Consider the following 18,779-nt stretch of genomic DNA (forward strand, 5'->3'; position numbering starts at 1 on the left):
GGTGCACCCGCTGTAGACGCAAGTTATATCGCTGCGATACATTGGTAATCACATCAGAGCGACGTGTCGAACGGGAAGGAGTGAGTACCGATGTTGGAGCTCGCGATTCTCGGATTACTCCTCGAGTCCCCGATGCACGGCTATGAGCTGCGGAAACGCCTCACCGGGCTGCTCGGTGCGTTTCGCGCGTTCTCCTATGGATCGCTCTATCCGACACTGCGTCGCATGCAGGCCGACGGCATCATCGACGAGGCAACGGCGCCGACCGGGGTGAAGGTGCGGCGCGGCCGTCGCGTCTATCAGCTCACCGACGTCGGCCGGGAGCGCTTCAGCGAGCTGGTCGCCGACACCGGACCGCAGAACTACACCGACGACGGATTCGGCGTGCATCTCGCGTTCTTCAGCCGGACACCGGCCGTCGCGAGAATGCGAATCCTGGAAGGTCGTCGCCGCCAGGTCGAGGAGCGTCGCGAGGGTCTCCGGGAGATCGTCGGCCGTTCCAATCGGGCCGTCGACCGCTACACCCGCCAGCTCCATCAGCTCAGCCTCGAATCCAGTGAGCGCGAGGTGCGGTGGCTGAACGAGCTGATCGCGGCGGAGGCTTCGGAGAACGAGGCCGACGCCGTAAACCGACGGGACCCGCTCACGGACACCGTCGACAGTGACTTCCATGTTGCGGGCTCAGAGCAGAGCCGCGACGTGGGGCAAGAAGAAACCGAACACCAGAGAACACCGGTGGCGCAGCGATCTGCGACGCCCCGAGTAGAAGGAGAACCCGACCATGGGTGAGCCAAATAAGGTGCGCGTGGCCATTGTGGGCGTAGGAAACTGCGCTTCATCCCTGGTCCAGGGCGTGCAGTACTACAAGGACGCCGACGAGAATGCCAACGTGCCCGGCCTGATGCACGTGAAGTTCGGCCAGTACCACGTGAGCGACGTCGAGTTCGTCGCCGCATTCGACGTCGACGCCAAGAAGGTCGGCTTCGACCTCTCCGACGCGATCTTCGCGAGCGAGAACAACACCATCAAGATCGCCGACGTCCCGCCGACCGGCGTGACCGTCCAGCGCGGTCAGACCCTCGACGGCCTCGGCAAGTACTACCGCGAGACCATCACCGAGGCCGATGGCAGCGGCGTCGACGTCGTGCAGACACTCAAGGACGCCGAGGTCGACGTGCTGGTCTCCTACCTCCCGGTGGGCTCCGACCAGGCCGACAAGTTCTACGCACAGTGCGCCATCGACGCGAACGTCGCGTTCGTCAACGCCCTGCCGGTGTTCATCGCCTCCGACCCCGAGTGGGCCCAGAAGTTCACCGACGCCGGTGTCCCGATCGTCGGCGACGACATCAAGAGCCAGGTCGGCGCCACCATCACCCACCGCGTCATGGCGAAACTGTTCGAGGATCGCGGCGTGACGCTGGACCGCACCTACCAGCTCAACGTCGGCGGCAACATGGACTTCAAGAACATGCTCGAGCGCGAGCGCCTGGAATCCAAGAAGGTCTCCAAGACCCAGGCTGTGACCTCCAACCTCACCGGCTCGCTGGCCGGCAAGATCGAGGACAAGAACGTCCACATCGGACCGTCGGATCACGTCGCGTGGCTCGACGACCGCAAGTGGGCCTACGTGCGCCTCGAGGGTCGCGCCTTCGGTGACGTGCCGCTGAACCTCGAGTACAAGCTCGAGGTGTGGGACTCCCCCAACTCGGCCGGCATCATCATCGACGCCGTGCGCGCCGCCAAGATCGCCAAGGACCGCGGCATCGGCGGCCCGATCCTCCCGGCCTCGGCCTACCTCATGAAGAGCCCGCCGAAGCAGCTCGCCGACGACGTCGCACGTCAGGAGCTCGAGACGTTCATCCACGGCTGATCACCGGCACTGATTCACTGAAATCGTCCCCGTGAGCTGGGTGCGAGGGCATATCCCCTCGGACGAAGCTCACGGGGACGATTTTCGTCGGCGCACACCCGCCGGCCGACGCTAGCCTGGGAGCATGCGGGTTCAACGCTGGGTGGCGACCGGATTCGGCGGTCTCGACGACTTCGCCTTCGTCGACGATGAACTGGGACCACCGGGTCCTGGTGAGGTCACCATCGGGGTTCGGGCGGCCGGAGTCAATCCCGCCGATCTCAAGCACGCGCAGCGCGGCACCGACCCCTCGCAGTTACCGCTCCCGGTCGGCTACGAGGTGTCCGGTCAGATCCTCGAGCTCGGCCCCGACACCGAGATCGCATCCGGTGGTGGCGCCGCCGGGGATGCGGTACTGGCCTTTCGGGTCCGGGGCGGCTATGCCACCGCACTCACCGTGCCGGCGGAGAAGGTGTTCGCAAAACCGGCGTCCCTCGACGAACCGGCCGCCGCCAATCTGCTGCTGGCCGGCTGCACCGCCGCCGATATGCTCCGCGCCGCGCGCGTGGAACGCGACGAGACCATCCTCCTGCACGCCGCGTCCGGCGCGGTCGGTGTCGCGGTGCTACAGCTCGCCAGGCTCCGCGGCATCACGGTGATCGGCACCGCGAGACCGGAGAACTTCGAGCGGGTCCGCGAGTTCGGCGGTGTCCCTGTGCAATACGGCCCCGGACTGGCCGGCCGGGTACGCGCCGCCACGCACCGTGGTATCGCGGCCGCTCTCGACGCCGCAGGCACCGATGAAGCCGTCGACACCTCGCTCGAACTGGTGGCGGATCGCTCCCGGATCGTCACGATCGTGTCTGCGCAGCGCGCCTCTGTCGACGGTTTCATCGCGCTGGGCGGAGGCCAGCCGGAGAGCCTCGAGTTCCGTGATGCGGTGCGCTCGTTCCTCGTACGGCTCGCCGGCGCAGGCGATCTGGTCGTGCCCGTGGCGTGCACCTTCCCACTCTCGGACGCGCGTGCCGCGCTCGAGTTCGTCAGCGGTGGCCATCCGGGTGGAAAGGTCGCGCTGATTCCCTGATCGGCATCGTCAGCTGATCTCGCCACTGTGCTGCAGCACGGTCTCCTTCGCCTCCTGCACATCCGACTCCCCCTCGGCCGCCAGTCGCGGGATGAGCCCGCCCGCGAGGACATCGGCGACCTGCCGAGGCGACAGACGGTGCCGAACCAGGAATTTCCTTCCCTTCGTGACATTCTCGATGGTCAGCTCGTCGCTCGACCCCAGACTGTTTCGAAGGCCGGACACCTTCAGGACGTCGTCCCGGTCGATCGCATCGTGATCGGCGGGATCGCCGAACTCGACTGCCAGCACACCGAAGTTCGCCAGATTCTGCCAATGGATGCGAGCGAAGGATTTCGCGATCACCATCCGGAGACCGAGATATCGGGGAGCGATTGCGGCGTGCTCTCGCGACGAACCCTGACCATAGTTCTCGCCACCCACGATGATGTGCCCGCCGGCAGCCGCCGCGGCGCGTTCGGGGTAGGTCTGGTCGACCTGAGTGAAGCTGAACTGGGCCAGCTTCGGGATGTTCGACCGGAAGGGCAGTGCCCGCGCACCGGCGGGCGAGATCTCGTCGGTGGAGATGTTGTCGCCGACGGTCAGCAACACGGGCGCCTCGATGACATCAGGCAAATCGTCGAGTTCAGGAAGGTCGGAGATATTGGGGCCCTTGACCGGTTCGACCTTCGCGGCGGCCTCCGCATCGATCGGCGCCACCAGCATGGCGGTGTTGATCGAACGCTCGCGCGGCAGGTCGAGTTGCGGATAGGTCATGCCGACGTCGGCTGCCCAATCCCGCGGATCGGTGATCCGCCCGGTCAGCGCCGATGCCGCGGCGGTCTCGGGGGAGCACAGCCACACCGAATCCTCCCGGGTTCCCGAGCGCCCGGGAAAGTTGCGCGGCATGGTGCGCAACGAGTTCCGGCCGGTCGCCGGCGCCTGCCCCATCCCGATACACCCCATACAGCCGGCCTGATGGATGCGTGCACCGCCGATGACGAGCTGCGTCGTCGAACCCATCTTGGTGAGGTCGGTGAGGATCTCGCGCGAGGTCGGGTTCACATCGAAGCTCACCTCCGACGCCGTCTGTCGTCCATCGACCATCGCTGCGGCGATGGCGAAATCCCGGAGCCCGGGATTCGCACTCGAGCCGATGACCACCTGGGAGATCTCCTCTCCCGCGACATCACGGACCGGCACCACGTTGCCCGGCGACGACGGCTTGGCGATCAGCGGCTCGATGGTGGACAGGTCGATGGTGTCGGTCAGGTCGTACTCGGCGCCGTCGTCGGCCAGCAGTTCGGTCCAGTCGTCCTCGCGTCCCTCGGCACGCAGGAACTCGCGCACGGCGTCATCGCTCGGGAACACCGTTGTGGTGGCGCCGAGTTCGGCGCCCATGTTCGCGATGACGTGGCGGTCCATCGCGGTCAGGCCCTCAAGCCCGGGACCGTGGTACTCGATGATCCGGTTGACGCCGCCCTTCACGTCGTGGCGACGCAGCATCTCGAGGATCACGTCCTTGGCCGAACACCACTGCGGCAACTCGCCTTCCAACCGGACGCCCCAGATCTCCGGCATCCGGATGTTGAGCGGATGTCCCGCGATCGCCAACGCGACCTCGAGTCCGCCGACGCCGATCGCGAGCATGCCCAGCGACCCGGCCGCCGGGGTGTGCGAGTCCGATCCGACCATCGTCTTGCCCGGCGCACCGAATCGCTGCATGTGGGTCGGATGCGAGACCCCGTTTCCGGGTTTGGAGAACCAGAGCCCGAATCGTTCGCAGGCCGTGCGCAGATACTCGTGATCTTCGGCGTTCTTCTCGTCGGTCTGCAGCAGGTTGTGGTCCACATACTGCACGCTGACCTCGGTTCGGGCCCGATCGAGGCCGAGTGCCTCGAGTTCCTGCATGACCAGGGTGCCGGTGGCGTCCTGGGTGAGGGTCTGATCGATCCGGATCGCGATCTCCTCACCGGCCGTCATCTCGCCACGCTCGAGGTGTGAACCGATCAGTTTGCGGGCGACGTTGTCGGGCATCACGCACTCCTCGCCGCAGGTCGTCCGCAGCGGCGACGTCTCCCGACAGCTCGGGTCCGAGCAGATGGGCTGTCGTCGAACCGTCGGTGGGGCCCGCCTCGGACCCGGCCGCTGCGACGCGATCTGACGTTGCGCTCGGACTGTCTCCATGGTTCCAGGCCTGGGCCGATCGTGCCAGGTGGGATTTGTGGTGTTTCTGGTGTCACTCGGCAGGAACCGCGGCCGATCCCTGAGGAGCCTCGCGAGGAACGAGCGATGCGTCACTAGGGGCCCTTCGAGACGCTCGCAAGCTCGCTCCTCAGGGAACGGGAAGCTGTCGGCGGAGGCTCAGTCCTCGATCCGATTTCCCTTGTCGTCCCAGTGCGCGGCGACCTTCTTGCTCGGCTGGACGCGTGGCGGTTCGCCCGGCATCTTGGGGTAGCTCGGGGGATACGGCATGTCGCCGAGGCCGTTGGCGTCGTCGCGCTGCACCATCTCCAACAGCGGTTCCAGTCCGCGGCGGTGATCGGCGATGTCGGCCATCGGGTCTCCCCGCCGGGCAACGAGATCCGGAACCGTCGCGATGGTGCAGTCGTCGGGATTCACGTCGGCGAGCTCATCCCACGTGAGCGGTGTGGACACGCGTGCGTTGGGACTGCGGCGTGCCGAGTACGGCGAGGCCATCGTCCGGTCGCGGGCGTTCTGGTTGTAGTCGACGAAGATCCGCTCGCCGCGTTCTTCCTTCCACCACGACGGAGTGACCGCATCGGGATCGCGACGTTCCATCTCCCGGGCGAGGGCGATCACGGCCCGGCGACCGGCGATGAAGTCCCACTTCGGCTCGATGGGCACGTACACGTGGATGCCGCGGCCACCCGAGGTCTTCGGGAAACCGGTGTAGCCCAACTCATTCAACAGCGGCGCCAGGACCTCGGTCGCGATCCGGCGGACATCGTCGAAGTCGGTGCCGGGTTGCGGGTCGAGATCGATGCGCAACTGGTCGGGGTGATCGTTGTCGGGGTGGATGGTCGGCCAACTGTGGAAGGTGAACGTGCCCAGGTTGGCGCCCCACACGATGTCGGCGGGAACGGTCGGCTTGATCGCGTCACCCGTTCTGCCCGAAGGGAACACGATCCGGGTGGACTCGACGTGGTCGGGCCGCTTCTTCGCGATGTGCTTCTGATAGATCTCCTCCCCCTCGACCCCGTCGGGGAAGCGCTGCAAGAAGGTCGGCCGATCGCGTACCGCGGTCATGATCGCGCCCTGCAGTGCGATCTCGCGGTAATAGCCGACGAGATCCCTCTTGCGGCCGCCGTCCTCGCCGAGTTCCGGAAAGTAGATCTTGTCCGGATTGCTCATCCGCACGGCGACGCCGTCGACGTCGAGTTCCTCCGCGGGCGACCGGGATGCCATGTCAGGAGGCTCCTTCCAGCACATCGTGCAGGTCGTAGGTGAGCGGGACCTCGAGCTGGTCGTAGGTGCAGCTCTCCGGCTCGCGGTCGGGGCGCCATCGGATGAACTTCACGGTGTGCCGGAAGCGGTGGTTCTCCATCTGGTCATAGGCGACCTCGACCACGAGCTCCGGACGGATCGGAATCCACTCACCCGACTTCTCCGATCGCCACCGCGTCGGTTCGCCCGGGCTGGGTTTGTCCGGATCGGTGCGCATCGGTTCGAACATCTCCTGCAGTTCGATGCGCTTGGCATCCGAGAACGCGCCGGCCCCGCCGACCATCCGCATCTCGCCATCGGCGTAGAGCCCCAGCAGCATGGAGCCGAGTCCGGTGCCGCTCTTGTGCACGCGATAGCCGAAGACGACGCAGTCGGCGGTGCGCTTGTGCTTGACCTTGACCATCTCCCGCTTGCCTTCGACATATCGGCCGTCGAGCTTCTTGCCCACCACGCCGTCGAGACCGGCGCCCTCGAAGGCGGTGAACCAGTCGGTCGCCAGCGCCGGATCAGCGGTCACGCGGCTCACCCGCAGTCGCCGGTCGGCACCGACGGCCGGGTCGATCGCCTGCAGCAAGGCCTCACGACGTACCGGGAACGGCTCGCCCACAACGCTCGCCTTGCCCAGCGCGAGCGCGTCGAAACCGATGAAGATCGCCGGTGTCTTCTCCGCCAGCATCGTGACCCGCGATTGCGCGGGATGGATGCGCTGCGCCAGCGAGTCCCAGTCCAACCGGTGCGTCTCGCCGATCAGCGCCGGCACCCCGATTTCGCCGTCCACCACTGCTTTCTCGGGCAGCTCGGCCTTGGCCGCCGCGACGAGTTCCGGGAAGTAGCGCGCCAGATCCTTGCCGCCGCGCGAACCGATGGCGACCTCGTCACCATCGCGAAAGATCAACGCACGAAAGCCATCCCACTTGGGTTCGTACGACCACACCGGATCGCCGTCGGGCTGGTCGGGAACCGACGTGACGGCTTTGGCGAGCATCGGCGCGATCGGTGGCATTACCGGGAGGTCCACGGATCTCATGGTACGTGCGGAGCGGTCTCGACATGCCTGACTCGCTACGCTCGCCGAGCTGCTCGACCAGCGGGGCCGGCGGGGACAGTAGTGTCTTGCGCAATGGACCAGGGAGACACCTTCCGGCCGGCGGGACGGTACGCGCCGTCGCCGTCCGGTGACCTGCACCTCGGCAACTTTCGAACCGCCGTGTTGGCCTGGTTGTTCGCCCGGACCACTGGTCGCTCGTTCTTCATCCGGATGGAGGATCTTGACCGCACCGCCGTCGGCGCCGATCGTCGGCAACTCGCCGATCTGACAGCTCTGGGGATGGATTGGGACCCACCCGTGGTCTACCAGTCGACGCGCCTCGCCACTTATCAGTCGGTGATCGACGGGCTCCGAGACCGCGGGTGTACCTTCGAGTGCTTCTGCACCCGCCGCGAGATCCTCGAGGCGCCGTCGGCGCCGCATGCTCCGCAGGGCGCGTATCCCGGCACCTGTCGCGTCCTCACCGATGCCGAGCGAGCCGAACGTCGCGCCACGGGTCGTCCGCCGGCGATCCGCCTGCGCACCGACGCCGAGCTGTTCAGCGTGTCCGATCTGCTGCACGGCAGTTACGCGGGCGTGGTCGACGACTTCGTCATCCAACGCAACGACGGCACACCCGCCTACAACCTCGCCGTCGTCGTCGACGACGCGGCGCAAGGCGTCGATCAGGTGGTCCGCGGCGACGATCTCCTCTCGTCCGCGCCTCGGCAGGCCTACCTCGCATCGCTGCTGGGACACACGCCTCCGACCTATGCACACGTACCGATGGTGCTCAATCCCGATCACGTTCGACTGAGCAAACGCGATGGTGCGGTCACCCTCGCCGACCTCGCCGAGCGCGAAGTGACTGCGGCACAGGTGCTCTCGCACATCGCGCAGTCGTTGCGGCTTGCCGATCGTGGCGAGGTGGTCGACATCGCGATGCTGAGCGAGCGATTCCGTCCCGATGCACTGCCTCGCGAGCCGTGGATTCTGACGGCTGATGAGTGGGAGTGATTAGAGAATTGCTCGACGTCGGAACTGTCGGAGCCTGTCGGTAGAATCGGAAGGTTGTCCGCCGTAGATTTCTGTCGAAACAAACTGCGGCACAGAAGTTTTCCTTGACTCGAACACATGTTCGAGTACCCTGGATGGCATGGGGGAGATCAGCTCGATCATTGCTTGTGCGCGTGAGGTCACCGTCGCCGATGCGGCGTCGGGGCGGCAGGTGTTCGACGCCACCAAGGCGTTGCTGGAACTGCGTAATATTGTCGATCACCTGTTGGCGGCGCATGCCAGTGCGTTGGATCGATTGGGGGTGGCACGGCAGTCCGGCGGCACGACGCGCAACCTGCTGATCGAGATGGGTGCCGCACCCGGGGTCGCCTCGCGCTGGTTGCGAATCGGTACAGCACTGACAGCCTTGCAACGGCTGCCGGGCTACGCCGACGATGGCGTGTTCTCCGGTGAGCATGTCGATGCGATCGTGGCCGGCATGGTGCACATCATGCGTCGCGCCGCCGACGGACTCTGTGATGAGGAACGCCTCGAACACGAGCAGGCGCTGATCGCCCACGCGCTGTCCGGAGCCGCGCCGAAAGAGATCGAGAAGGTCGCACGTGGGCTCGGTAACCAGGTCGCCGCCAGCACCGGCGGCCTGCCCGCCGGTGAGGACCGCCGACTCAACGAATTCAACGTCGTCCCGACCACGGATGGGCGAGTGAAAGTCTCTGGTGACCTCGACATCGTGATCGGCGAGAAAATCACCGCCGCCATCGACTCACTCACCCAGGCACGACCCGAACCCGACGGCTCCCCCGACGCCCGCACCCCCGGTCAGCAACGCGCCGACGCACTCGAACAGATCCTCGACGCCGCCGCCTGCGCGAACACACCATTCATGACCGCCCCGAAAACCCACATCAACCTCACCATCCCCGTCGACACCCCCGACCTCGCGTCACTGCCATGGCTCGGCCCGCTATCACAGGCCACCGCAAAAATGCTGGCCTGTGATGCAGGCATCACCGAGATCATCATCGACGGCAACCGGGCACCACTGGACATGGGCTTTGAACAACGCCTATTCACCCCACACCAACGCAAAGCCATCATCGCTCGCGACCAGTGCTGCATCAAATGCGGGGCACCCGCCTCCTGGGCACACGTGCACCACATGGTGTTCTGGAGCGACGGCGGACCCACCGACCTCGACAACGGCTGCCTGCTCTGCCCGTCCTGCCACGCCCAGGTCCACGCCCACAGGTGGGACATCGCCCTCGGCACCGACCGCCACCCCTGGCTGATCCCACCGAGCGCCGTTGACCCGCACCGAAAACCGCTGCCCGCCTACCACCGACGCACCATGCACCTCGACAACATCGCCGCCTGAGGTCTCGATACGCCTCCTCACCACGTTCGTCGGCCACTCGACCAGCGGACCGGGAAAGTTACGCACACCAGCGCAGCACATTTCGGGAAGAACATTCACCGCGCACCCGACCGCCGGCCGGGACCGCACATGTCCATTGACAACTTCATAGCGTGGGCAGCGGGATCACCCGGATGTGGTGGCCAGCAGCCGCTCGAGTACGTCGTCGAGGGTGAGCAGGCCGATCACGCGGTCATCGTCGACGACGGTCGCGATGTGCTGCCGGGTCTCCCTCATCGTGGCGAGCGCCTCGTACACCGGCACCGTCGATGCCAGTGAGAGGACCGGCCGCATGAGATCGGCGGCGGTCGCGGCCGCCGGTGCCGCCAGGCTGTCGCGGACGTGCACGACGCCATCGATCGTCTTGTCGCTCGGAGAGGTTCCGCTGCGCACCAGGATTCGTCGGTGACCACTGCTGCGTGAGACCTCGCGGATCCGCGTGGACGAGGCATCACGCGCGACGGCGGTGACCTCGCCGTGGCCGGTCACGTCGGCGACGGTCAAGGATTCGAGTTCGAGCGCGCTGGCCAGATGCGCGTGATAGCGCTCGTCCAATGTTCCGACGGTCGCCGAGTGCTCGACGAGGTGACGCAGCGCCGCCGAATCCTGGCCCGCGCCGACCTGATCCACCGGCTCGACGCCGACCCGGAGCAAACACCAGTTGGCCAGCCGATTGAGGCAGACGATAATCGGGCGCGTCAGCCACATGAACGCCCGCATCGGGATCGCCAGCAATGTGGCCGAACGTTCCGGATGCGCGATGGCCCATGACTTCGGGGCCATCTCGCCGACAACGAGATGCAAGAACGTCACAATCGCCAGCGCCAGCATGAAGCCCGCGATGTCGGCGAACCACGTCGGCAATCCCCAGCTTTCGAACGCCGGGGTCAGCCAGTGGTGGACCGCAGGCTTGGTGATGGCACCGAGCGCCAGGGTACAGACGGTGATGCCGAGCTGCGAACCTGCCAGCAGCACAGACAGTTCCGACGCACTGCGCAGCGCAGCCCGAGCCGATCGACTGTTCGGCGCCGCATCCTCGAGGCGATGCCGGCGGGCGGCGATCAACGCGAACTCGACGGCGACAAAGAAGGCGCTGGCTGCGATCAACGCAACGGTCGCGATCGCCACGACCCATGGGTTTGTCATCGGGCGCCCCCCTCGTCGGCAGTCTGCAGGTCCTCGACGGTGAGCAGCACCGACGACGGGACGTGTCGCTCGATAGCGAGCACGTGGATTGTCACCATGGGTGTGGATTCTTCGTCGGGCGCTGTCGCGTCGACAGTCATTTCCGGCGACACCGCGTCGCCGACCTCGGGCAGACCACCGAATCTGCCGATGACCAGGCCCGCCACCGTCTCGTGCTCGCCGTCGGGCAGATCATGGCCGATCTCGCGGGACACCTCGTCGAGATGGGCGTCGCCACGGATGCGCCACCCGGTGTCGATGCGCTCGATCACGTCGGGCAGGTCCGGATCGTGTTCGTCGTCGATCTCGCCGACGAGTTCCTCGGCGATGTCCTCGACGGTCACCACGCCGTCGAAGCCGCCGTACTCGTCGATCACCACGGCCATCTCGTCGGACGCGTCGCGAATGCGGGTCAGCGCCTCCGGCAGCGGGAGTGACGTAGGGACGATCACCGCCGGACGGCACAAGGTCGCCGCGGTGGCAGCGGAATCCGCGTCCGAGGAGGCCTGCCAGTCGAGCAGATCGTGCAGCCTGATCACACCGATCACCTCGGCGTCGTCGTCGACGACCGGGTAGCGGGTGTGCCCGGTGCTCATCGTGGCGAGCACCGTCGAGGCCGTTTCGTCGGCGCGGATGCTGTCCACCCGGGTGCGTGGGATCATCGCGTGTCCCGCTGTGCGCGTGGGGAAGTCGAGGACGCGGTCGAGCAAGGTGGACAGATCGGCGGGGAGTTCCCCGGCGTCTCGCGATTCGGCGACGATGTGTTCGAGGTCGCGGGGCGTGGCCGAGTGCTCGACGTCGTGTACCGGTTCGATCCGCAGCAGCTTCAGCAGCAGGTTCGACGACTTGTCGAACAGCGCGATCAACCAGCCGAAGACGGCCAGGTACGCGGTGGTGGAACCGGCCAGGCGACGAGCGACCGGTTCCGGGCGGGCGATCGCGAGGTTCTTGGGGAACAGCTCGCCAAGCACCATCTGGACCACGGTGGAGAACAGGATGGCGGACACGGTGCCGATCGCCACACCGGCGGCAACCGGGATGCCGAGGTCGTCGAGCAGGTCGCCGACCCCACTGCCGATGAGCGGTTCGGCGACGTAGCCGACCAGCAGGCCGGTGACGGTGATACCGAGCTGGGCGCCGGACAGCATGAACGAGGTGCGGCGGGTGACCGTGAGAGCTCGGGCGGCGGCGGCGTCACCGGCTTCGGCACGAGCTTTCAGCCGGGAGCGGTCGACCGCCATGTAGGCGAACTCCTGAGCGACGAAATAAACCGGTCAGGGCGGTGATGAGGATGACGACGAGAAGGCCGGCAGCGATGCCGAGGAGGGTCAGCACGACGACCTCCGGGCAATCCCCATCGGGTGGTCGTCAGGCAGGATCGAGCAGGGGTGGCCGGATCGTCGTCGGCGTTTTCGGCGCTTTGCGCGTCGCATTGTCTCTCTCGGTTCGGGCTCGGCGGGACCATTCCCAGGGTGCCGAGTCGGATGGGTCTACTGCAAACCGAACGATTGCGCCGTCCGGTCAGTTCCCGCGCGAACCCGCGTAGTACCGCCCCAGGAATTCGTCGCGGTACTCGACGTAATTGCCGGCCTCGATGGCCTGGCGTGCCCGGTCGACCATCGTCACGATGAACGACACGTTGTGCAGCGTGGCGAGTGTCGCGGCCAGCCCCTCCTTCGCCTTGAACAGGTGATGCAGATAGGCCCTGGTGTACTGCGAAGTGTAGTTCTCGATCTCGGGGTCGAGCGGTCGGAAGTCCTTGCGATAGCGGGCATTGGTGATGTTGTAGCGGCCGTCGAGCGAGTAGATCGCACCGTTGCGGGCGACCCGGGTCGGTGAGACGCAGTCGAAGGTGTCGGCGCCGTTCTCGATGGCGGTGAAGATGTCGTCGGGCTCACTGATACCCAGCAGGTGCTTCGCCGAGTCCTCGGGCAGCTCCTCGTTGACCCAGCCGACGATGGTACCGAGGTCGTCTTTCGTCAACGCACCACCGATCCCGTACCCGCCGAAGCCCCGCCCGCCGTCGGCCTGGTCCATCGCGCTCATCGTGACGAGGTCGCGAGCAGCCTTGCGTCGCAGGTCCTCGTACTGGGCGCCCTGGATGACCCCCCATAGCGACTGCCGCGGCCGGTGCACGCGCTCTCGCGACAGCCGGTTGTGTTCGGCGAGGCAGCGAATCGCCCACAGCCGGGTACGCTCCAGCGAATTCTCTTGGTACGCACGAGTGTTCATCAGCGTGGTCAGTTCATCGAAGGCGAAGATGATGTCCGCACCGAGCTGATGCTGGATCTGCATCGACACCTCGGGGGTGAACCGGTGCGCCGAGCCGTCGAGGTGCGATTTGAAGGTGACCCCGTCGTCGTCGACGGCGGACAGTCGTTCCTTGCCGGGTGCGACGGCGTCGTCGTTCTGCTCGCCGGCGACGTCCATCGAAATGACCTTCTTGAACCCGACGCCGAGCGACATGACCTGAAATCCGCCACTGTCGGTGTAGGTGGGGCCCCGCCAGTTCATGAAAGCGCCGAGCCCGCCGGCCTCGTCGAGGATCTCCGGGCCGGGCTGCAGATAGAGGTGATACGCGTTGGCGAGCACCGCCTGTGCGCCGAGCGCCTCGACGGACTCGGGCAGCACCGTCTTGACCGTGGCCTTGGTGCCGACCGGCACGAACGCGGGTGTGTGGATGCGGCCGTGTGGGGTGTCGATGACACCGGTTCGGCCCATCGTGCCGGGCAGCGACGTGCCGACGGTGAAGGAATGGTCGGGGGGCAAAGCAGTGTCGCTGGAACTCACCCGATGCATCCTTGCAGGTGGGCGGGTGTAACCCAAACCCAGCAGGCATTCGGAGCGCCACCGGAACCCGGTACGGTGATCACATGTCGAGCAGCCTGCATCGCATCTCACTCGCTGTCCTGGCCGGCTTCGCCGGTGTCGCGCTCGCCGCATGTGGTGGCGAGCAGGAGGCCACATCGTCGTCGGAGACCTCGGCGGCCACCATCTCGGAGAACCCGAACGCTTCCGTGGTGGGCGGACCGAAGCCGGTCTCGCCGACCACGTCGGTCGCCGACGACCACGCCGGCCACACCCAATGTGGCGTCACCAAGGGACCCGACGGCTCGCTGCGGATCCTGATCCTGCAGGGCGACCTCTCCTGCGACACCGCCCAGCAGGTCGCCACGCAATACAGCCCGAAGATCGCGACCGGGCAGCCGCAAGAGGTGTCCGGCTGGCAATGCGGGCCGTCGGAGACCGCGGGCATCCTGGCCTCGTGCAGCAAGGGCGAGCAGGAGTTCGGGCTCGCGCCGTAGCGGACTTGACCCTGACGCGACGTGAGGCCCGACAGTGTCCGGTGTGAGTGAGTGTCCGGTGTGAGTGAGTGTCCGGTGTGAGTGACTCAGAGCCCTCCCGCACGGTCGGTGCGGTCGCGCGCCTGACCGGGGTCAGCGTCCGCACCTTGCACCACTACGACCAGATCGGTCTGGTGGTGCCGTCGGATCGGACGCCGGCCGGCTATCGCGTGTACGACGACGCCGACATCGAGCGGCTGCATCGGGTCCTGACCTACCGTGAACTGGGCTTTCCCCTGGAGCAGATAGCGACCCTGCTCAACGATCCGTCGGTGGATGCGCTGGCGCATCTGCGTGATCAGCACGCCCTGCTGATCGACCGGATCGATCGCTTACACCGGATGGTCGCAGCTGTGGAGGACATGATGGACGCGAAAGACAACGGAATCCGGCTCACGGCCGAGGAACAGGCGGAGATCTTCGGGCAGGACTGGCTCGGGGACGAGTACGCCGCCGAGGCCGAGGAACGCTGGGGCGATTCCGAGGCCTGGGAGCAGAGCAGAAAGCGCACCGCCCGATTCGACAAGGACGACTGGCGCCGGATCAAGGCGGAGGGGGACGCCCTCGAGGCGAAGCTCGCCGATGCACTGCGGTCCGGTGTGGCGCCCGGGTCACCCGAGGCCAACGCCCTCGCCGAGGAGCACCGTTCGGGTATCAACCGGTTTTACGACTGCGGCCACGAGATGCAGGTGAATCTCGCGAACATGTACGTCGCCGATCCACGGTTCACCAAGCACTACGACGATGTGGCGCCGGGGCTTGCGCTTTACGTTCGAGACGTCATCGTGGCCAACGCCGAACAGCAGCGAAGCTGATCTCGACTGTGGCACCGTCTCTCTTCTCGGCTCTCTGAGAGGTTCACGCACCCAACGCGGTGGCGACCCGTTCGAGGGCGGCGACCCGACTGCCCTTCACGAGCACCGCGTCGCCCGCGGCGAGGTCGGAGAGCTCCGCAAGCGCGCCGTCGACGTTCGCCACATGTCGCGCCGCATTGCCGTAGTGCGACTCGTCGACGGCGATCACTTCGATCCCGAGGTCGTGGGCGCGCTTGGCGATGGCAGCGTGCTGGGCAGCCGAATCTGATCCGAGTTCGGCCATGGTGCCGAGCACGGCGACTCGACGACGGGCGTCGAGTGCGGCCAGCGACTGCAGGGCGGCGGCCATCGAGGTCGGATTGGCGTTGTAGGCATCGTTGAGCACGATGACGCCGGCGGGCGTGGTCACCAGTTCCATCCGCAGTCCCGACAACGCGGCATCGAGCAGACCGTTCGGCATGTCGTCGACCGGGACGCCGAGCCATCCGGCCGCGGCCGCCGCGGCCAGCGCATTGGGTACCTGGTGTTCGCCACGGGCGCCGAGCCGGATGTCGGTCTCGCCCCACGGGGTGTGCAGCCGGAACGAGGCGCGCAACTGATCGTCGAGGGTGACATCCGACGCATGCACGTCCGACGATGCGCTCAGACCGAAGGTCAGGACACCGGCGTCGGTCCGGTCTGCCATCGCCGCGACACGTTCGTCGTCGGCGTTCAACACCGCGAGACCGTCCACCGGCAGTGCCTCCACCAGCTCACCCTTGGCGCGGGCAACGGACTCGATGTCGCCGAACAGTTCCAGATGCACACCCTCGACGCGTGTGATGATGCCGACGGTCGGGCGGGCGATGCCGCACAGCAGGTCGATGTGCCCGATGCCGCGTGCGCCCATCTCGACCACGACGGCCTCCGTGTCTTCGGGGGCGCAGGCGAGCGTGAGGGGCAGACCGAGTTCGTTGTTGAACGATTTCTCGCTGGCGGTGGTGCGGTACGTCGTCGCGAGGACTCCCGCGAGCAGATCCTTCGTCGACGTCTTGCCCACCGAGCCGGTCACGCCGACGACCCTCTCCGGCAATCGATCGCGCGCCGCGGCGCCGAGGTCGGCGAGCGCCGCAGCGGTGTCGGTGACGGTGATCGTGGGGAGCGTGATGTCGGGAATGGTGCCCTGGGACGACAGATATGCCGAGGCACCTCCGTCCGCCGCGGCCGCCACGAACTCGTGGCCGTCGCGCGTCGCGACAATCGGCACAAACAGCTGCCCGGACCGCATGCTCCGGGAGTCGATGCCTGCACCGTCGATCTGCACGTCGTCGCCGACGAGTCGTCCACCGACCGCTGCAGCGACCTCACTTGCCCTGAAATGCACACCGCAACGCTACAAGCACCGCGTCCGGTAAGCCGGTTGCGGTGGCCGTATCGTGTCAGCCATGGCTTCACCCCTGCTGCGTCTGGTCGTCCTCTTCGGTGGCGTTTCCGCCGAACACGACGTCTCTTGCGTCACCGCGGCCCATGTGCTCGCAGCCGCCGATCGCGACAAGTACGAGCTGGTGCCGATCGGTATCGCGAAGAACGGGACGTGGCTGCGCAACGACAAGGCGATCGCAACGCTCGCCGAGGGCGGTGAGCTGCCCGATCGGCTGGAGACCGCGGGCACCGAGGTGGAACCGTTGGCCGCGATCCGCGGCGACGCCGATGCGTCGACGATCACCGTCGTGCTGCCGCTCCTGCACGGGCCGCACGGCGAGGACGGCACCATCCAGGGGATGCTCGAGCTCTTCAAGGTGCCGTACGTGGGCGCCGGCGTGTTGTCGTCTGCGCTGTGCATGGACAAGGCGATGGCCAAGATCGTCGCCGAGCAGGCGGGTATCCCGCAGTGCCGGTGGATCGAGTTCCGTGACGGCATCGACGACCCGAACACCATCGTCGGCCGAGCGATCGACGCGCTCGGACTGCCGCTGTTCGTCAAACCCGCCAACCTGGGGTCGTCGGTGGGCATCACCAAGGCGCACGACGCGTCCGAGCTGGACAAGTCCATCGACCTCGCACTGCGCTACGACGACGTGGTGATCATCGAGGAGAGCGTGACGGCGCGCGAGGTGGAGGTGGCCGTGCTCGGCAACACCGCGCCCGAGGCATCGGTCCCCGGCGAGATCCTGCCCGGCAGCGAGTTCTACGACTACGAGGACAAATACGTCACCGGCGCCGCCACCCTCGTCATCCCTGCCGATCTGCCCGCGGAGGTCACCGGGGAGGTCCGCGAACTCGCGGCCAAGTCGTTCACCGCGCTGCGGTGCGCGGGCATGGCGCGCGTGGACTTCTTCTACGAGACCGGCGGACGCGGCTGGCTGTTGAACGAGGTCAACACGATTCCCGGATTCACCCCGGCATCGATGTATCCCAAATTGTGGGAGGCGTCGGGTCTGAGCTACCCCGACCTCATCGACCGACTGGTCACCCTGGCGCTCGACAACCATCGTCGACGGGTCGGATTCTCCACCGAGCACTGAGCGCACGGTCGGCGAGATTCCCTACCCGCTCGGCGGGGAACCGGGCACGGTCGGCGAGATTCTGTACCCGGTCGGCGGGAAAGTGGGCCCGCTCGGCGCGATTCTGCGCACGGTCGGCGGAGATCTGGCGGTAATGTGCTCGACGTGACCGACCCCCACCGCGATGCCGTCTCGGCGCTGCGCGTGTTGGTCTATTCGGATCATTCGGACACCCGGGCGGCGGTCATCCGCGCACTCGGCCGCAGTCCCGACCCCGGCCTCCCCGAGCTGAGTTTCGTCGAGGTCGCCACCGCCCCCATGGTGTTCGCACAACTCGATGCCGGCGTGATCGACGTGGTCATCCTCGACGGCGAGGCGACACCCGCGGGCGGGATGGGCATGGCGAAGCAGATGAAGGACGAGATCGATCCGTGCCCGCCGACGCTCGTGCTACTCGGGCGGGCCGACGACCGCTGGCTGGCGGACTGGTCACGGGCCGATGCGACCGCGACGCTGCCGGTGGACCCGATCACCCTGTCGACCACGCTGGTCGAGCTGCTCCGAAACGCCGAACTCTAGAAAGCTCGACAACGGCCCCTCCCCCGCTAGTAGGCTTGTGGCACAGCTCACATCAGGCCGCAAATGTGGGGAGCAGCCACCCTATGAACGCCTACGTCCCGATCATGGTTCTCGGGGCAATTGCCATGGGGTTTGCGGTGTTCTCGGTCGGCATCGCAATCCTGATCGGCCCGAAGCGGTACAACCGCGCCAAATTGGAACCGTACGAATGCGGCATCGAACCGCTCACCGAATCGCACAGTCTGGCCCCCGGCGGCGCGTCGGTGACCACCACGCCACGCATCACCGACCGCGTGGTCCAGCGCATCCCCGTGAAGTACTACCTCACGGCGATGCTCTTCATCATCTTCGACATCGAGATCGTCTTCCTCTATCCGTGGGCCGTCGCCTTCGGCGCCCTCGGATGGTTCGGACTCGCCGCCATGGCCCTGTTCATCATCAACGTGTCGGTGGCCTACGCCTACGAGTGGCGACGCGGAGGACTGACCTGGGAATGACCATGGCCGCGACGTGCGCCCCGCGGGGTTCACGCCGC

At 66.6% G+C, this 18,779-nt stretch carries 16 protein-coding genes and 1 pseudogene; 10 read left to right on the plus strand and 7 right to left on the minus strand.

The window, feature by feature from the left end; translation table 11 throughout:
* Positions 1 to 90 precede the first annotated feature (90 nt).
* The 3 genes from ACPXCG_RS15880 to ACPXCG_RS15890 all read left to right on the plus strand — a co-directional run bounded on the left by ACPXCG_RS15880 (position 91) and on the right by ACPXCG_RS15890 (position 2,933).
* Complete coding sequence (locus ACPXCG_RS15880) at positions 91 to 789, plus strand: PadR family transcriptional regulator (RefSeq protein WP_425792948.1); 699 nt, start codon at positions 91 to 93, stop codon at positions 787 to 789.
* A complete protein-coding gene (locus ACPXCG_RS15885; RefSeq protein WP_425792949.1) occupies positions 782 to 1,870 on the plus strand; it encodes an inositol-3-phosphate synthase in 1,089 nt (362 codons plus the stop codon). The genes ACPXCG_RS15880 and ACPXCG_RS15885 overlap by 8 nt, the downstream gene beginning before the upstream one ends.
* 124 nt (positions 1,871 to 1,994) lie before the next feature.
* A complete protein-coding gene (locus ACPXCG_RS15890) occupies positions 1,995 to 2,933 on the plus strand; it encodes an NADP-dependent oxidoreductase (RefSeq protein WP_425792950.1) in 939 nt (312 codons plus the stop codon).
* A gap of 9 nt (positions 2,934 to 2,942) precedes the next feature.
* Here the strand turns inward: ACPXCG_RS15890 and ACPXCG_RS15895 are convergent, their stop codons facing one another.
* From ACPXCG_RS15895 to ACPXCG_RS15905, 3 genes are all read right to left on the minus strand, one after another.
* Positions 2,943 to 4,949: an aconitate hydratase gene (locus ACPXCG_RS15895; protein ID WP_425792951.1), complete on the minus strand. Its 2,007-nt coding sequence runs from the start codon at positions 4,947 to 4,949 to the stop codon at positions 2,943 to 2,945.
* Between the two features lie 327 nt (positions 4,950 to 5,276).
* Positions 5,277 to 6,341 (minus strand): DNA polymerase domain-containing protein, encoded by a 1,065-nt coding sequence (locus ACPXCG_RS15900; RefSeq protein WP_425792952.1) that lies wholly within the window; start codon positions 6,339 to 6,341, stop codon positions 5,277 to 5,279.
* A gap of 1 nt (position 6,342) precedes the next feature.
* Positions 6,343 to 7,398, minus strand: coding sequence for an ATP-dependent DNA ligase (locus ACPXCG_RS15905; RefSeq protein ID WP_425792953.1), 1,056 nt, complete (start codon positions 7,396 to 7,398; stop codon positions 6,343 to 6,345).
* A gap of 102 nt (positions 7,399 to 7,500) precedes the next feature.
* On the opposite strand from ACPXCG_RS15905, the gene gluQRS reads away from it, so the two are divergent.
* Together gluQRS and ACPXCG_RS15915 are read left to right on the plus strand one after the other, a co-directional pair.
* Positions 7,501 to 8,424, plus strand: a complete 924-nt coding sequence (gene gluQRS, locus ACPXCG_RS15910) for a tRNA glutamyl-Q(34) synthetase GluQRS (RefSeq protein WP_425792954.1) — start codon at positions 7,501 to 7,503, stop codon at positions 8,422 to 8,424.
* Between the two features lie 139 nt (positions 8,425 to 8,563).
* Complete coding sequence (locus tag ACPXCG_RS15915) at positions 8,564 to 9,799, plus strand: DUF222 domain-containing protein (protein ID WP_425792955.1); 1,236 nt, start codon at positions 8,564 to 8,566, stop codon at positions 9,797 to 9,799.
* A gap of 165 nt (positions 9,800 to 9,964) precedes the next feature.
* Here ACPXCG_RS15915 and ACPXCG_RS15920 read toward each other — a convergent pair whose 3' ends face one another.
* From ACPXCG_RS15920 to tgt, 3 genes and pseudogenes are all read right to left on the minus strand, one after another.
* Complete coding sequence (locus ACPXCG_RS15920; RefSeq protein ID WP_425792956.1) at positions 9,965 to 10,984, minus strand: hemolysin family protein; 1,020 nt, start codon at positions 10,982 to 10,984, stop codon at positions 9,965 to 9,967.
* Positions 10,981 to 12,358: pseudogene (locus ACPXCG_RS15925) on the minus strand (hemolysin family protein). Before ACPXCG_RS15925 ends, ACPXCG_RS15920 begins: the two are co-directional and overlap by 4 nt.
* Before the next feature lie 186 nt (positions 12,359 to 12,544).
* Entirely contained in the window at positions 12,545 to 13,822 is a 1,278-nt protein-coding gene (gene tgt / locus ACPXCG_RS15930; RefSeq protein WP_425792957.1) for a tRNA guanosine(34) transglycosylase Tgt, read from the minus strand.
* A 74-nt stretch (positions 13,823 to 13,896) separates the two neighbouring features.
* Between tgt and ACPXCG_RS15935 the strand changes: the two genes are divergently transcribed.
* A complete protein-coding gene (locus ACPXCG_RS15935; protein WP_425792958.1) occupies positions 13,897 to 14,328 on the plus strand; it encodes a hypothetical protein in 432 nt (143 codons plus the stop codon).
* Between the two features lie 77 nt (positions 14,329 to 14,405).
* On the plus strand, positions 14,406 to 15,182 hold the full coding sequence (locus ACPXCG_RS15940) for a MerR family transcriptional regulator (RefSeq protein WP_425792959.1): 777 nt from the start codon (positions 14,406 to 14,408) through the stop codon (positions 15,180 to 15,182).
* 43 nt (positions 15,183 to 15,225) lie between these two features.
* Here the strand turns inward: ACPXCG_RS15940 and ACPXCG_RS15945 are convergent, their stop codons facing one another.
* Entirely contained in the window at positions 15,226 to 16,545 is a 1,320-nt protein-coding gene (locus tag ACPXCG_RS15945) for a UDP-N-acetylmuramoyl-tripeptide--D-alanyl-D-alanine ligase (protein ID WP_425792960.1), read from the minus strand.
* Between the two features lie 61 nt (positions 16,546 to 16,606).
* Here ACPXCG_RS15945 and ACPXCG_RS15950 point away from each other — a divergent pair, with 61 nt between their 5' ends.
* The 3 genes from ACPXCG_RS15950 to ACPXCG_RS15960 all read left to right on the plus strand — a co-directional run bounded on the left by ACPXCG_RS15950 (position 16,607) and on the right by ACPXCG_RS15960 (position 18,741).
* Entirely contained in the window at positions 16,607 to 17,686 is a 1,080-nt protein-coding gene (locus ACPXCG_RS15950; protein ID WP_425792961.1) for a D-alanine--D-alanine ligase family protein, read from the plus strand.
* A 144-nt stretch (positions 17,687 to 17,830) separates the two neighbouring features.
* Positions 17,831 to 18,244: a hypothetical protein gene (locus ACPXCG_RS15955; protein ID WP_425792962.1), complete on the plus strand. Its 414-nt coding sequence runs from the start codon at positions 17,831 to 17,833 to the stop codon at positions 18,242 to 18,244.
* Between the two features lie 83 nt (positions 18,245 to 18,327).
* Positions 18,328 to 18,741 (plus strand): NADH-quinone oxidoreductase subunit A, encoded by a 414-nt coding sequence (locus tag ACPXCG_RS15960; RefSeq protein ID WP_425792963.1) that lies wholly within the window; start codon positions 18,328 to 18,330, stop codon positions 18,739 to 18,741.
* The last annotated feature ends 38 nt before the right edge of the window (positions 18,742 to 18,779 follow it).

It is taken from the genome of Gordonia sp. DT218 (assembly GCF_049847105.1).
Lineage (GTDB): Bacteria > Actinomycetota > Actinomycetes > Mycobacteriales > Mycobacteriaceae > Gordonia.

Coding starts and splice junctions, on each gene's coding strand:
- ACPXCG_RS15880 (WP_425792948.1), top strand. CDS start 91: ATGTTGGAGCTCGCGATTCTCGGATTACTCCTCGAGTCCCCGATGCAC.
- ACPXCG_RS15890 (WP_425792950.1), top strand. CDS start 1,995: ATGCGGGTTCAACGCTGGGTGGCGACCGGATTCGGCGGTCTCGACGAC.
- ACPXCG_RS15915 (WP_425792955.1), top strand. CDS start 8,564: ATGGGGGAGATCAGCTCGATCATTGCTTGTGCGCGTGAGGTCACCGTC.
- ACPXCG_RS15950 (WP_425792961.1), top strand. CDS start 16,607: ATGGCTTCACCCCTGCTGCGTCTGGTCGTCCTCTTCGGTGGCGTTTCC.
- gluQRS (WP_425792954.1), top strand. CDS start 7,501: ATGGACCAGGGAGACACCTTCCGGCCGGCGGGACGGTACGCGCCGTCG.
- ACPXCG_RS15920 (WP_425792956.1), bottom strand. CDS start 10,984: ATGACAAACCCATGGGTCGTGGCGATCGCGACCGTTGCGTTGATCGCA.
- ACPXCG_RS15960 (WP_425792963.1), top strand. CDS start 18,328: ATGAACGCCTACGTCCCGATCATGGTTCTCGGGGCAATTGCCATGGGG.
- tgt (WP_425792957.1), bottom strand. CDS start 13,822: ATGCATCGGGTGAGTTCCAGCGACACTGCTTTGCCCCCCGACCATTCC.
- ACPXCG_RS15885 (WP_425792949.1), top strand. CDS start 782: ATGGGTGAGCCAAATAAGGTGCGCGTGGCCATTGTGGGCGTAGGAAAC.
- ACPXCG_RS15895 (WP_425792951.1), bottom strand. CDS start 4,949: ATGCCCGACAACGTCGCCCGCAAACTGATCGGTTCACACCTCGAGCGT.
- ACPXCG_RS15935 (WP_425792958.1), top strand. CDS start 13,897: ATGTCGAGCAGCCTGCATCGCATCTCACTCGCTGTCCTGGCCGGCTTC.
- ACPXCG_RS15900 (WP_425792952.1), bottom strand. CDS start 6,341: ATGGCATCCCGGTCGCCCGCGGAGGAACTCGACGTCGACGGCGTCGCC.